Source organism: Streptomyces sp. 4F14 (assembly GCF_048159485.1).
GTDB lineage: Bacteria > Actinomycetota > Actinomycetes > Streptomycetales > Streptomycetaceae > Streptomyces.
On record NZ_JBLRVY010000026.1, the window covers coordinates 77,671 to 90,331 of the forward strand.

Annotated in this window: 11 protein-coding genes; 10 read left to right on the forward strand and 1 reads right to left on the reverse strand. The window is 71.7% G+C overall.

The annotated features are described in order from the left end of the window. Window positions 1–114: 114 nt before the first annotated feature. The 8 genes from ACLZOT_RS35790 (at window position 115) to ACLZOT_RS35825 (ending at window position 7,996) form a co-directional block, all read left to right on the forward strand. Window positions 115–846: a hypothetical protein gene (locus ACLZOT_RS35790; protein ID WP_416973312.1), complete on the forward strand. Its 732-nt coding sequence runs from the start codon at window positions 115–117 to the stop codon at window positions 844–846. A 94-nt stretch (window positions 847–940) separates the two neighbouring features. Next, on the forward strand, window positions 941–1,786 hold the full coding sequence (locus ACLZOT_RS35795; protein WP_416973313.1) for a DegV family protein: 846 nt from the start codon (window positions 941–943) through the stop codon (window positions 1,784–1,786). Between the two features lie 122 nt (window positions 1,787–1,908). Next, entirely contained in the window at window positions 1,909–2,886 is a 978-nt protein-coding gene (locus tag ACLZOT_RS35800) for a helix-hairpin-helix domain-containing protein (RefSeq protein ID WP_416973314.1), read from the forward strand. Next, entirely contained in the window at window positions 2,883–5,357 is a 2,475-nt protein-coding gene (locus ACLZOT_RS35805; protein WP_416973315.1) for a ComEC/Rec2 family competence protein, read from the forward strand. The genes ACLZOT_RS35800 and ACLZOT_RS35805 overlap by 4 nt, the downstream gene beginning before the upstream one ends. Window positions 5,358–5,482: 125 nt before the next feature. Beyond that, window positions 5,483–6,142, forward strand: a complete 660-nt coding sequence (locus ACLZOT_RS35810; protein ID WP_416973316.1) for a DUF998 domain-containing protein — start codon at window positions 5,483–5,485, stop codon at window positions 6,140–6,142. Next, complete coding sequence (locus ACLZOT_RS35815; protein WP_416973317.1) at window positions 6,135–6,380, forward strand: hypothetical protein; 246 nt, start codon at window positions 6,135–6,137, stop codon at window positions 6,378–6,380. Before ACLZOT_RS35810 ends, ACLZOT_RS35815 begins: the two co-directional genes overlap by 8 nt. Before the next feature lie 69 nt (window positions 6,381–6,449). Then, a complete protein-coding gene (holA, locus tag ACLZOT_RS35820) occupies window positions 6,450–7,436 on the forward strand; it encodes a DNA polymerase III subunit delta (RefSeq protein WP_416973318.1) in 987 nt (328 codons plus the stop codon). Between the two features lie 161 nt (window positions 7,437–7,597). Then, window positions 7,598–7,996, forward strand: coding sequence for a nuclear transport factor 2 family protein (locus tag ACLZOT_RS35825; protein ID WP_416973319.1), 399 nt, complete (start codon window positions 7,598–7,600; stop codon window positions 7,994–7,996). Between the two features lie 186 nt (window positions 7,997–8,182). Here ACLZOT_RS35825 and rpsT read toward each other — a convergent pair whose 3' ends face one another. Next, window positions 8,183–8,449, reverse strand: a complete 267-nt coding sequence (rpsT, locus tag ACLZOT_RS35830) for a 30S ribosomal protein S20 (RefSeq protein ID WP_416973320.1) — start codon at window positions 8,447–8,449, stop codon at window positions 8,183–8,185. Window positions 8,450–8,671: 222 nt separating this feature from the next. Between rpsT and lepA the strand changes: the two genes are divergently transcribed. Together lepA and ACLZOT_RS35840 are read left to right on the forward strand one after the other, a co-directional pair. Next, complete coding sequence (lepA, locus tag ACLZOT_RS35835) at window positions 8,672–10,540, forward strand: translation elongation factor 4 (protein WP_416973321.1); 1,869 nt, start codon at window positions 8,672–8,674, stop codon at window positions 10,538–10,540. 230 nt (window positions 10,541–10,770) lie between these two features. Then, entirely contained in the window at window positions 10,771–12,648 is a 1,878-nt protein-coding gene (locus ACLZOT_RS35840) for an AMP-dependent synthetase/ligase (RefSeq protein ID WP_416973322.1), read from the forward strand. Window positions 12,649–12,661: the final 13 nt, after the last annotated feature.

Genomic DNA, 12,661 nt, shown 5'->3' on the forward strand with positions numbered 1-12,661 from the left:
CTTACGGGGTGGGTGAGGGGAAGGTCAGGGTTCGCGGGAACTTTGGGGGGTGGCGGGGGCGTTTATCGTGGAAAGGCGGCGCGGGGTGCGTCGGGTCGGGGATGGAGGAGTGCTGTGGAAGCCGTGGTCGCCGTAGTCGCGTTGGTCTTCCTGGCGCTGTTCGTGCTCGGGGTTTATGGGACCGTCAAGGCCGTGGGGGCCGCCAAGCGGAGTGTGGACCGGACCATCGGGCAGGCCCGGCGGACCGTCGAGGACCACACGCTGCGGGCCAAGTCGCTGGGGCGGATCGGACCGGCCGGGGAGATCGCGCAGCTGCGGCTGACGTTGCGGACGTCCATGCGGGCCACGCAGGACGCGCTGCACGCGGGCGCCGCCGAGGACGAGTCGCTGAAGGAGTCGCTGGGGCTCTTCGAGCGGCTCAGCGCGCACGGCCACCAGCTCGACGACGAACTCAAGCGGCTGGAGTCGGATCCGGACCGGGCCACGCTCACCCAGCGCCTGCCGGAACTGCGCGAGCGTACGCAGCGGATCACCGCCTCCGCCGACTCGCTGCGGTGGGCCGCGCGGGACCGGGCCAGCCGGTTCGCGGAGGACGACCTCGACTCGCTCAGCGCGCAGATCGACGTCGAGGCGGGGGCGCTGCGGCACTGGGACGAGGCTCCGGGGCCCGAGCAGTCCGGTCGGGCCGGTCAGTCCTGGCCCTCGGCCGCCGGTGGCGACGCGACGCGGGCCGGGCAGAGCCGGCAGCCAGGGCCGGAGGCCGAGACGCCGCCCGCGATCAGCCCGCAGGCGCCGAGGCCGGCGTACCCGTGGGAGAAGAAGCGCCGGCCGGAGAGCACGACCTGAGCGGCGGGCCCCGTACGCCTTGATTCGGTCAAGGAGTGGCTCGGGGTCAGGGGCCGGGCTGACGGTCCCCGATACGCCAGGTAACCTCCAGATCATGTCCCGCCATGTCGCGATCGTCACGGATTCAACGGCCTACCTGCCGCAACGGGCGATGGAGCGGCACGGCATCACGGCGGTGCCGCTGACCGTGGTCCTCGGGGACCAGGCGCTCGAAGAGGGCACCGAGATCTCGACCCGGTCCTTCGCGCAGGCCCTCCAGAAACGCCGCCCGGTCACCACCTCGCGCCCCGGGACCGAGGTCTTCGCCGAGACGTACCGCCGGGTCGCCGAGTCGGGCGCCACCGGCATCGTCTCGCTGCACCTCTCCGCGGAACTGTCGGGCACGTACGACGCGGCGGTCGTCGCCGCGCGCGAGGCGCCCGTGCCGGTGCGGGTCGTCGACACCGGCATGGTCGCGATGGCCCTCGGCTTCTGCGCGCTCGCCGCCGCGGAGACGGCCCAGGCCGGCGGGACGGTCGACGAGGCGGTGACCGCGGCGGAGAAGCGGGCGGCCGGGACCTCGGCGTACTTCTACGTCGACACGCTCGACTATCTCCGGCGGGGTGGGCGGATCGGGGCGGCACAGGCGCTGCTCGGCTCCGCGCTCGCCGTGAAGCCGTTGCTCCAGCTCGATGACGGGCGGATCGATCTGCTGGAGAAGGTGCGTACGGCGTCCAAGGCGATCGCCAGGCTGGAGGAGTTGGCGGTGGAGCGGGCGGGGGCGGCTGCTGTGGATCTCGCTGTGCATCATCTTGCCGCGCCGGAGAGGGCTGGGGTTCTGGCGGAGCGGTTGCGTGAACGGGTGGTGGGGTTGGGGGAGTTGCATGTGAGTGAGGTGGGGGCGGTGATCGGGGCGCATACGGGGCCCGGGTTGTTGGGGGTTGTGGTTTCGCCTCGGTGAGGCGGTGGTCGGGGGAGCGGTTTGTCACTGGTGTGGGTTACCGAGTTATCCACAGGTGGGGGGTTGTCCACTGATATCGGGTGATGGGTCCGTGGGGGTGCGGATTGGCCGATGCTCGGGACATGGGACTTCGAGTGCGTACAGCGCGTAGGACGACCGCGAGCAGTGGGCCCGGGCGGGGGGCCGGATCCGACAGTCGTGTGCGGGGGAGAGGGGGTGGGCGGCGTCGGGATTCGGGGGCGGAGACTCGGCGGAGGGTGGAGGTGCTGTTCGGGGAACGGGGGGAGGAGGGAGAAGAGCGTGGGGAGTTGAGGGGCGGGGAGGTTGTCGGGAGGGACGGCGGTCCGGAGCGGGGGGCTCGGGTGAGGGCCGCTGTGGTGGAGCGGTTGCCGGTGTGGGTGCAGGCGCGGTGTGGGGTGGAGCGGCGGGGGGTGGTGGCGTTGAGTGTGGTGCTGGTGGTGGCCGCTGTGCTGGCGGGGCAGCACTTCTGGGCGGGGCGGACGCAGAGTGTTCGGGCGCCGGAGGTGGTGCGGGCGGCGGTGGTCGAGTCGGGGGCCACGGAGGCGGGGAGTGGTGGAACTGCGGTTGCGGGGAAGGGGGTTGGGGGCGCGGGAGCTGTCGGGGCGGGGGCTCCGGGGGCTGTGCCTTCTGCGGGTGCGGAGATCGTCGTCGATGTCAGTGGGAAGGTGCGGGATCCCGGGGTGCATCGGTTGCCGGCGGGGTCTCGGGTGGTGGATGCCTTGCGGGTGGCGGGTGGGGTGCGGCCGGGGGCTGATGTCAGTGGGTTGAATCAGGCGCGGTTTCTGGTGGATGGGGAGCAGGTGGCGGTGGGGGTGCCGGGGGCTGTGGCCGGAGTTGGTGGCGTACCCGGGGCCGGTGGTGTGGGCGGAGTGGGCGGGGGCGCCGGTGTGCCGGTTTCGTTGGGGACCGCGACTCTGGAGCAGCTCGACGCCCTGCCCGGGGTGGGGCCTGTCCTGGCTCAGCACATCCTCGACTATCGGGCGCAGCACGGTGGGTTCCGGTCCGTGGACGAGTTGCGGCAGGTGAACGGGATCGGGGAGCGGCGGTTCTCGGAGCTGCGGGAGCTTGTGCGGCCATGAAGCGGGAGGGGGAGGCGGATCTGCGGCTGGTGCCGCCGGCGCTGGCGGCGTGGGGGACGGCGGCCTGGGCGTTGGGTGTGCCGCTGGGAGTGGCGTTGGCGGTCGCGGTGGGGTGTGGGGTGGTGGCCGGGGTGCTGCTCGTGGGGCGCCGGTCCGGGTGGTCGGGGGTGACCGGGGCGGGGGTGCTGTTGTGCGCGGGGGCCGCGGCGGTGGTCGGTGGGGTGCACGGGGACGACGTACGGCGGGGGCCGGTGCCGGAGTTGGCGGCGGAGTTCGCCGAGGTGCGGGCGGAGGTGCGGGTCACCTCGGATGCGCGGCGGACCCGGCCGAGGGTCACCGGGGACCGGATGGCGAGGGACGCGGTGGTCGTGGACGCGGAGGTGGTGCGGGTCGTGGGGGCCGGTGGGCGGGAGGTGGTGACGCGGGCGCCGGTGCTGGTCGTGGTGTCGGGGGAGGGCGGGGCCGGGTGGCTGGGGCTGCTGCCGTCCACGCGGGTGCGGGTGGTGGGGAAGCTGGTGCCGCCGATGGTCGGCGGGGACGAGGTGGCGGCGGTGCTGCGGGTGCGGGGCGAGGCGGGGCCGAAGGCGGAGGGGGAGGGGGTCAGGGGCGAGGCTGGGCCGGAGGTGGTGGGGGGCCAGGGTGTGGGTGGGCCGGAGGTGGTGGGGGAGGCGTCCTGGGTGCAGCGGGTGGCGGGGCGGTTGCGGGGCGGGCTGCGGGAGGCGACCGAGGGGCTGCCGGGGGACGCGCGGGCGCTGTTGCCGGGGCTGGTGGTGGGGGACACCTCGCGGATCTCGGCCGAGCTGGACGAGGCGTTCAAGGAGACGGATCTCGCGCACACCCTCGCCGTGTCCGGGAGCAACCTGACGATCATCCTCGTCCTGCTGCTCGGCCCGCCCGGGGTGGCCCAGCACGTCGAGCGGCGTGGGCTCGCGCCCCGGCTCGGGGTGTCCCTGCGGGGGACGGCGCTGCTCGGGGGCGGGCTGACGCTGGCGTTCGTCGTGGTGTGCCGGCCCGATCCGAGCGTGCTGCGGGCGGCGGCGTGCGGGGCGGTGGTGCTGGTCGCGCTGGCGACCGGGCGGCGGCGGACGATGTTGCCGGCGCTGGCCACGGCCGTCCTCGTGCTGGTGCTCTACGACCCCTGGCTCGCCCGGAGTTACGGGTTCCTGCTGTCGGTGCTGGCGACCGGGGCGTTGCTGACGGTGGCGCCGGGGTGGAGCGCGGCGTTGCGGCGGCGGGGTGTGCCGGCGCGGCTCGCGGAGGGGGTGGCCGCGGCGGGGGCGGCGCAGGCGCTGTGCGCGCCGGTGGTGGCGGTGCTGTCGGCGCGGGTGAGTCTGGTGGCGGTGCCGTGCAATCTGCTGGTGGAGTTCGCGGTCGCGCCGGCCACGGTGCTGGGGTTCGCGGCGCTCGCGGTGGCGCCGGTGGCGATGCCGGTGGCCAAGGTGCTTGCCTGGTGCGCGAGTTGGCCCGCCGGGTGGATCGCGGACGTCGCCCGGACCGGGGCGGCGTTGCCCGGGGCGGGGGTGGACTGGCCCGGCGGGTGGGGCGGGGCCGTCGCGCTCGGGACGGTGACCCTCGTGGGGGTGCTGCTCGGGCGGCGGGTGGTGGGGCGGCCTCTGTGGTGCGGGGTGCTGGGGGTGCTGCTCGTCCTGGTCGTGCTGCGGCCGGTGCCGTTGACGCGGGTGGTGACCGGGTGGCCGCCGCCGGGGTGGAGGCTCGCGGTGTGCGATGTCGGGCAGGGGGACGCGGCCGTGCTGGCGGCGGGGGAGGGGGCCGGGGTCGTCGTCGACGCCGGGCCGGATCCTCGGGCGGTGGACCGGTGTCTGCGGAAGCTGGGGATCACCCGGGTGCCGTTGGTCGTGCTCACGCACTTCCACGCCGACCATGTGGCCGGGCTGGCGGGGGTGTTGCGGGGGCGGGCCGTGGGGGCGGTCCAGGTGACCGGGTTCGAGGAGCCGGTGGATCAGGTGGAGTTCGTCCGGCGTACCGCGCGGGAGGCGGGGGTGCCGGTGGTGCGGGCCGCCGCCGGGGAGCGGCGCAGGGTGGGGGAGCTGGAGTGGGAGGTGCTGTGGCCGCCGGGGGAGGGGGCTCCGGTCGAGGGGGCCAATGACGCGAGCGTGACGATGTTCGTGCGGGTGGGCGGGCTGCGGGTGCTGATGCTGGGGGATCTGGAGCCGGTGGGGCAGCGGGCGCTGGCCGAGTCGGGGACGGTGGCGGAGGCGCTGCGGGGCGGGGTGGACGTGGTGAAGGTGGCTCACCACGGGTCGGCGCATCAGGACGCGGGGCTGATGCGGGCGGTGGGGGCCCGGGTGGCGTTGATCTCCTGCGGGGCGGGGAACTCGTACGGGCATCCGGCGCCGAGCACGGTCGCGGGGTTGCGGGAGACGGGGGCGGTGGTGCTGCGGACGGACCGGGACGGGGGGCTCGCGGTGAGCGGGGCGGGGGAGGGGGTGCGGGTGACGGGGGGTGGGTGAGGTCGGGGAGATCAGGGGTCCGTAGGGGCTGCCCCCCTTTGATTCGGGGGTTCGCCGGAGCGTCTGGGAGTGGCTTCGCATGATCGTCTGGGGCGTACCGGAAGTGTGTGGCAGAGGGGGAACAGGTGAGGTCTCGGATCGGGTATGCCGCGTGGGTCGTGGCGGTGGCGCAGTTCTTCGTGGTTCACGGGGTCGTCGAGTCGGCCTGGGCGAAGCCGTACAGCTGGGCGCGGTACAACATCAGTGACCTTGGCAACGCGCTGTGCGCGACGCAGTCGGAGCCCGAGCCGCGGTACGTCTGCTCGCCGGAACACGGCTTGATGAACGTCTCGTTCGTCGTCCTGGGTGCGTTGCTCGTCGTCGGTGTCGTCGCCACGGGGGCGTTGTGGCGCAGGGGCACGGTCGCGGGCGTCGCCCGGGTGCTGTTGGCCGCCGGGGGTGCGGGGTTCGTGCTGGCGGGGCTGGCGCCCGCGGATACGCACGAGAACCAGCACGTCCTGGGCGCCCTGCTCGTCATGGGCATGGGCAACGTCGGGCTGCTGCTGGCGGGGGCCGGGCTGGCGGACGGCGTGCCGGGCCCGCTGCGCCGGGCGGCCGGGCTGCTGGGGGTCACCGCGATCACGGGGTTCGGGCTGTTCCTCTCCGGCCAGTACCTCGGGCTGGGCATGGGCGGCATGGAACGGGTCGCGGCGTTCCCGCTCCTGGTGTGGGCGCTGGCGGCCGGTGTCCTCGGGCTGTCCCGCTGGGCGCCTCGCGCGGTGGCGGAGAATGGTGGGCGTGAGTGACGCGAGACATGTACTGGTGCTGCCGGATCGGGACGCGGCGGAGGAGGTCGTCGAGGAGTTGCGGGAGCGGTTCGGGGTGCTGGAGGAGCCGTTGGTCGTGCGGGACGCGCTCGCGGGGGAGGACGACGCGGAGGACGCGCAGTGGCTGGTGGTGCTGGGGGACGAGGCCGGGCGGCTCGGGGCGGCGGAGCTGGACGCGTTCGCCCGGGAGTGGGAGGGGTGGCGGGAGGAGCCGTAGAGCTCTTCGCGCAGGGGCGTCGTAGGTCTCGGGGCCGGGGTGTCGGTGGTGCGTGACATGCTTGAGGGGATGGCCAAGAAACGTGCTGATGACGATCTCCTCGCCCCCGTGACGCTCGCCGTCGGGCAGGAGGAGCTGCTGCTCGACCGGGTCGTGCGGGATGTCGTGCGGGCGGCCCGGGAGGCCGACGCGGACACGGACGTACGGGACCTGGGGGCGGAGCAGGTGCAGCCGGGGACGCTGGTCGAGTTGACGAGCCCCTCGCTGTTCTCCGAGCGGAAGGTCATCGTCGTACGGAACGCGCAGGATCTCTCGGCGGACTCGGTCAAGGACGTCAAGGCGTATCTGGGGGCGCCCGTCGAGGACATCGCGTTCGTGCTGCTGCACGCCGGCGGGGTCAAGGGGAAGGCCGTGCTGGAGGCCGCGCGGAAGGCGGGGGCGCGGGAGGTCGCCTGCCCGAAGATGACCAAGCCCGCGGACCGGCTGGCGTTCGTCCGGCAGGAGTTCCGGGCGACGGGGCGGTCCGCGACGCCGGAGGCGTGTTCCGCGCTGGTCGACGCGATCGGGAGTGACCTCAGGGAGCTGGCCTCCGCGGTCTCGCAGCTCGCCTCGGACATCGAGGGGACCATCGACGAGGCCGTCGTCGGGCGGTACTACACCGGCCGCGCCGAGGCGTCGAGCTTCACCGTCGCCGACCGTGCCGTCGAGGGGCGGGCCGCGGAGGCGCTGGAGGCGCTGCGCTGGTCCCTGTCGACCGGGGTGGCCCCGGTCATGATCACCAGCGCGCTGGCCCAGGGGGTCCGGGCGATCGGCAAGCTGTCGTCCGCGCGCGGGGGCCGGCCGGCCGACCTCGCCCGCGAACTGGGCATGCCGCCCTGGAAGATCGACCGGGTCCGCCAGCAGATGCGGGGCTGGACCCCGGACGGGGTCGCGCTGGCGCTGCGCGCGGTGGCCGAGGCGGACGCGGGGGTGAAGGGCGGGGGCGACGACCCGGAGTACGCGTTGGAGAAGGCGGTCGTGACGATCGCCAGGGCGGCTCGGTCGCGGGGGCGGTAGGCGAGGGTGCCCGGGTGGAGTGGGCTTCCCTTCCGCTCCGGGCCCGATTCAGCCCCGTACCCGGCTCAGCTCGCCCGATTCAGCCTCGTACACAACGGTAAAAAGGGGGACAATCGGTCGTGTCAGTCGTCATCGGCCTGTGGTGAAAGGCGGCGATCGTCATGGCTGAGCACCCGCACGCACGTCTGGTCCGCGAGGGGTACGACGCGTTCGCGCGTGGGGATCTGGAGGCCCTGCGCGGAATGATGACGGCGGACTGTACGCATCATGTGCCGGGGAGCCACCCGCTGTCCGGGGACTTCAAGGGGCTCGACTCGATCTTCGGGATGTACGGGCGGCTGTTCACGGAGACCGCCGGGACGCTCCGGGTCGAGGTGGGGAACGTGCTGGTCGACGGGCGGGGGCACGCGGTGTCCGTGCACCGGTTCACGGCGGAGCGGCCGGACGGGCGGAGCATCGACGAGACCGGCGGGATCGTGTTCCGGATCGTCGGGGACAGGATCACGGACCTCGACGAGTGTGTCGAGGACATCGAGGCCGGCAACGCGTTCTGGAGCTGAGCCGGCGTACGCCGAAGGCCCCGGCTTCCGCCCTGGGGAAGGGTGGGGGCCGGGGCCTTCGGATTCAGCTGGTCGCTCCGCGCCCGCGTGGCGAACGCAGGCCGCGCGCGGAGCTTTGGGTGCCGGACGGAAGCGGATGAGAGAGGGCCCGCTGGGTTCCGTCGGCGGTCAGATCAAATAAGGGGTTCAGCCCTTGAGCGCCTCGACCTTGGAAGCAAGCGCCGACTTCTTGTTGGCGGCCTGGTTCTTGTGGATGACACCCTTGGAGACGGCCTTGTCGAGCGCACGCGCGGCAGCGCGCTGCAGCTCGGTGGCCTTCTCGGTGTCACCCGCGGCGGCGGCCTCGCGGGCCTTGCGGATCGCGGTCTTCAGGGAGGACTTGACGGCCTTGTTGCGCAGCCGGGCCTTCTCGTTGGTCTTGATCCGCTTGATCTGGGACTTGATGTTCGCCACTGATTGAGCCTTTTCAGGTTCAGGCACGGGACCGCGGGGCCCCGGACCAGGTGATTTCTTGGGGTGTGCCTCGCGCTGAGAGGGCAAGAGACACAGCCGCCCACACTACCAGTGGGTCCACGGCTGGCCCAAACCCGTCCCAGGTCCCCGCCCATGGGACGATGGAAGCTACGTATCGATCCGACCCGAGGCACAAAGGCGCCTCAAGAGACAGGACCCTGCGTGCCCGCGACCCCTAAGAACGTGCCCGAGCCGAGCCGTACCGACCCGGCACTGATCCGCAACTTCTGCATCATCGCGCACATCGACCACGGCAAGTCCACGCTCGCCGACCGGATGCTCCAGCTGACCGGTGTGGTGGATCAGCGGCAGATGCGTGCTCAGTACCTCGACCGGATGGACATCGAGCGCGAGCGCGGCATCACGATCAAATCGCAGGCGGTGCGGTTGCCGTGGGCGCCGACCGACGATCAGGGCACCACGCACATCCTGAACATGATCGACACCCCGGGGCACGTGGACTTCACGTACGAGGTCTCCCGGTCGCTCGCGGCCTGTGAGGGCACGGTCCTCCTGGTGGACGCGGCGCAGGGCATCGAGGCGCAGACCCTCGCGAACCTGTACCTCGCGATGGAGAACGACCTCACGATCATCCCGGTGCTGAACAAGATCGACCTCCCGGCGGCCCAGCCGGAGAAGTTCGCCGAGGAGCTGGCGAACCTGGTCGGCTGCGACCCCTCCGACGTGCTGCGGGTCTCCGCGAAGACCGGCATCGGCGTGGACGCCCTCCTCGACAAGGTCGTGAAGGAGGTCCCGGCCCCCGTCGGCGTCAAGGACGCCCCCGCCCGCGCGATGATCTTCGACTCGGTGTACGACTCGTACCGCGGCGTCGTGACGTACGTCCGTGTCATCGACGGCCAGCTCAACAAGCGTGAGCGCATCAGGATGATGTCGACCGGCGCGACCCACGAGCTGCTGGAGATCGGCACCAACTCGCCGGAGATGCTCGGCGCGGACGGCCTCGGCGTCGGCGAGGTGGGCTATCTCATCACCGGTGTGAAGGACGTCCGCCAGTCGAAGGTCGGCGACACCGTCACCAGCCAGGTGAGGGGGGCCACGGAGGCGCTCGGCGGGTACAAGGACCCGAAGCCGATGGTCTTCTCCGGCCTCTACCCCCTCGACGGCTCGGACTACCCGGAGCTGCGCGAGGCCCTCGACAAGCTCCAGCTCAACGACGCCGCGCTCGTCTACGAGCCGGAGACCTCCGCCGCCCTCGGCTTCGGCTTCCGCGTCGGCTTCCTGGGCCTGCTGCACCTGGACGTGATCCGCGAGCGCCTGGAGCGCGAGTTCGGCCTAGACCTGATCGCGACCGCGCCGAACGTGGTGTACCGCGTGGTCATGGAGGACCGCAGCGAGCACGTCGTCACGAACCCGAGCGAGTTCCCCGAGGGCAAGATCATGGAGGTGTACGAGCCCGTCGTACGCGCCACGATCCTCGCGCCGACCGAGTTCATCGGGTCGATCATGGAGCTGTGCCAGACCCGGCGCGGCACCCTGCTGGGCATGGACTACCTCTCCGAGGACCGCGTCGAGATCCGCTACACGCTCCCCCTCGCGGAGATCGTGTTCGACTTCTTCGACCAGCTGAAGTCGAAGACGCGCGGCTACGCCTCGCTGGACTACGAGCCGACCGGCGAGCAGACCAGCTCGCTCGTCAAGGTCGACATCCTGTTGCACGGCGACAAGGTCGACGCGTTCTCGGCGATCACGCACAAGGACGCGGCGTACGCGTACGGCGTGCGCCTGGTCGCCAAGCTGCGCGAGCTGATCCCGCGCCAGGCGTTCGAGGTGCCGATCCAGGCGGCCATCGGCTCCCGGGTCATCGCCCGCGAGACCATCCGCGCCATCCGCAAGGACGTCCTCGCCAAGTGCTACGGCGGTGACATCTCCCGGAAGCGCAAGCTGCTTGAGAAGCAGAAGGAAGGCAAGAAGCGGATGAAGATGGTGGGTTCCGTGGAGGTTCCGCAGGAAGCCTTCATCGCCGTCCTGAGCAGCGATGACAGCGCGGGTTCGGGCAAGGGCAAGAAGTAGTCCCGGCTCCCGCTATTACCGGGGGTAAACCGGACGGAACGGGGTCGGTCGTACGAAAGTGCGGTCGGCCCCTTCCGTATTCCGTGGGGGTTACCGGGGGAAAGTGACTGGTCGAGAGCCCTTACGTAGTGGCCGGACGCCCTTTACTCTGATCCCTGCCTGGTAGTTACTCGTGAGTTAAACAAGCTGCTCAGTACAACCGCCGCATCGACGCGGGCCCGGAGGACGTCGTGAGCGACACACAGACCCTGATCGAGAACCGGCCGCCGTCCGTCGCGGGCCTTTTCCTGGACCGCGTGGCGGCGACGCCGGACGCCGAGGCGTACCGCTACCCGGTGCCCGCCTCCGCAGGTCAGGGTCCCGACGAATGGAAGTCGCTGAGCTGGGCGCAGGCCGCTACGCGCGTCCACGCCATCGCGGCCGGCCTGGTCGGGCTCGGCGTCCAGCCGGAGCAGCGCGTCGCGCTCGCCTCCTCCACCCGCATCGAGTGGATCCTCGCCGACCTCGGCATCATGTGCGCGGGGGCCGCGACGACCACGGTCTACCCGCAGACCAACGACGAGGAGTCGGCGTACATCCTCTCCGACTCCGAGAGCCGCGTCCTGATCGCGGAGGACGCCGCCCAGCTCGCGAAGGCCGTCGCCCGGCGCGACGAGCTGCCCGATCTGGCGTACGTCGTCGTCATCGACCCCGCCGGCGCCGACACCGGCGAGGACTGGATCCTCACGCTGGACGAGCTGGAGAAGCGCGGCGCCGACCGGCTGGCCAAGGAGCCGGGGCTGATCGAGGAGAAGGTCGCCGCGATCACCAAGGACCAGCTGGCCACTCTGATCTACACCTCGGGTACGACGGGTCGTCCCAAGGGGGTACGCCTTCCGCACGACAACTGGTCCTACATGGCCAAGGCCATCGCCGCGACCGGGCTGATCAGCGGCGAGGACGTGCAGTACCTGTGGCTGCCGCTCGCGCACGTCTTCGGCAAGGTCCTCACCTCCGGGCAGATCGAGGTCGGGCACGTCACCGCCGTCGACGGCCGCGTCGACAAGATCATCGAGAACCTGCCGGTCGTCCAGCCGACGTACATGGCGGCCGTCCCGCGCATCTTCGAGAAGGTCTACAACGGCGTCGCCGCCAAGGCCCGTGCGGGCGGGGGCGCGAAGTTCAAGATCTTCCAGTGGGCCTCGCAGGTCGGCCGGGAGTACGCGAAGGTCACGCAGGACAACTTCATGCGGACCGGGAACCGGACGGCTCCCTTCGCGCTGACCGCGAAGCACAAGGCCGCCGACACCCTCGTCTTCGCGAAGATCCGCGAGGCGTTCGGCGGGCGGCTGCGGGCCTGCGTCTCCGGGTCCGCCGCGCTCTCCCCGGAGATCGGGTACTTCTTCTCCGGCGCCGGCATCCACGTCCTGGAGGGGTACGGGCTCACCGAGTCGTCCGCCGCGTCCTTCGTCAACCCCGGTGAGGCGTACCGCACCGGCACGGTCGGCAAGCCGCTGCCCGGCACGGAGGTGCGCATCGCCGACGACGGGGAGATCCTGCTGCGCGGCCCCGGCATCATGGAGGGCTACCACAAGCTGCCCGAGAAGACCGCCGAGGTGCTGGAGTCCGACGGGTGGTTCCACACGGGTGACATCGGCGAGCTGTCCCCGGACGGCTTCCTGAAGATCACCGACCGCAAGAAGGACCTCATCAAGACGTCCGGCGGCAAGTACATCGCCCCCGCGGAGGTCGAGGGGCAGTTCAAGGCGGTCTGTCCGTACGTCTCCAACATCCTTGTGCACGGGGCTGACCGGAACTTCTGCACGGCGCTGATCGCGCTGGACGAGGTGTCCATCCTGGGGTGGGCCGAGGAGAACGGGCTCGGCGGGAAGTCGTACGCGGAGGTCGTTGCCGCGCCCGCCACCGTCGAGCTGATCCAGGGGTACGTGGAGGAGCTGAACTCCGGGCTCCAGCGCTGGCAGACGATCAAGAAGTTCCGGCTGCTGCCGAGGGACTTGGATGTCGAGCACGGGGAGATCACCCCAAGTCTCAAGCTGAAGCGGCCTGTTGTGGAGCGGGCGTACAAGGGGCTGCTGGACGAGATGTACGCGGGGACGCGCGAAGCGTAGGGGAGCGTTGGCG

What these genes read in the sequence shown, in the direction of transcription:
- ACLZOT_RS35795 (WP_416973313.1), top strand. Translation starts at nt 941, where the DNA reads ATGTCCCGCCATGTCGCGATCGTCACGGATTCAACGGCCTACCTGCCG.
- ACLZOT_RS35800 (WP_416973314.1), top strand. Translation starts at nt 1,909, where the DNA reads ATGGGACTTCGAGTGCGTACAGCGCGTAGGACGACCGCGAGCAGTGGG.
- ACLZOT_RS35805 (WP_416973315.1), top strand. Translation starts at nt 2,883, where the DNA reads ATGAAGCGGGAGGGGGAGGCGGATCTGCGGCTGGTGCCGCCGGCGCTG.
- holA (WP_416973318.1), top strand. Translation starts at nt 6,450, where the DNA reads ATGGCCAAGAAACGTGCTGATGACGATCTCCTCGCCCCCGTGACGCTC.
- ACLZOT_RS35825 (WP_416973319.1), top strand. Translation starts at nt 7,598, where the DNA reads ATGGCTGAGCACCCGCACGCACGTCTGGTCCGCGAGGGGTACGACGCG.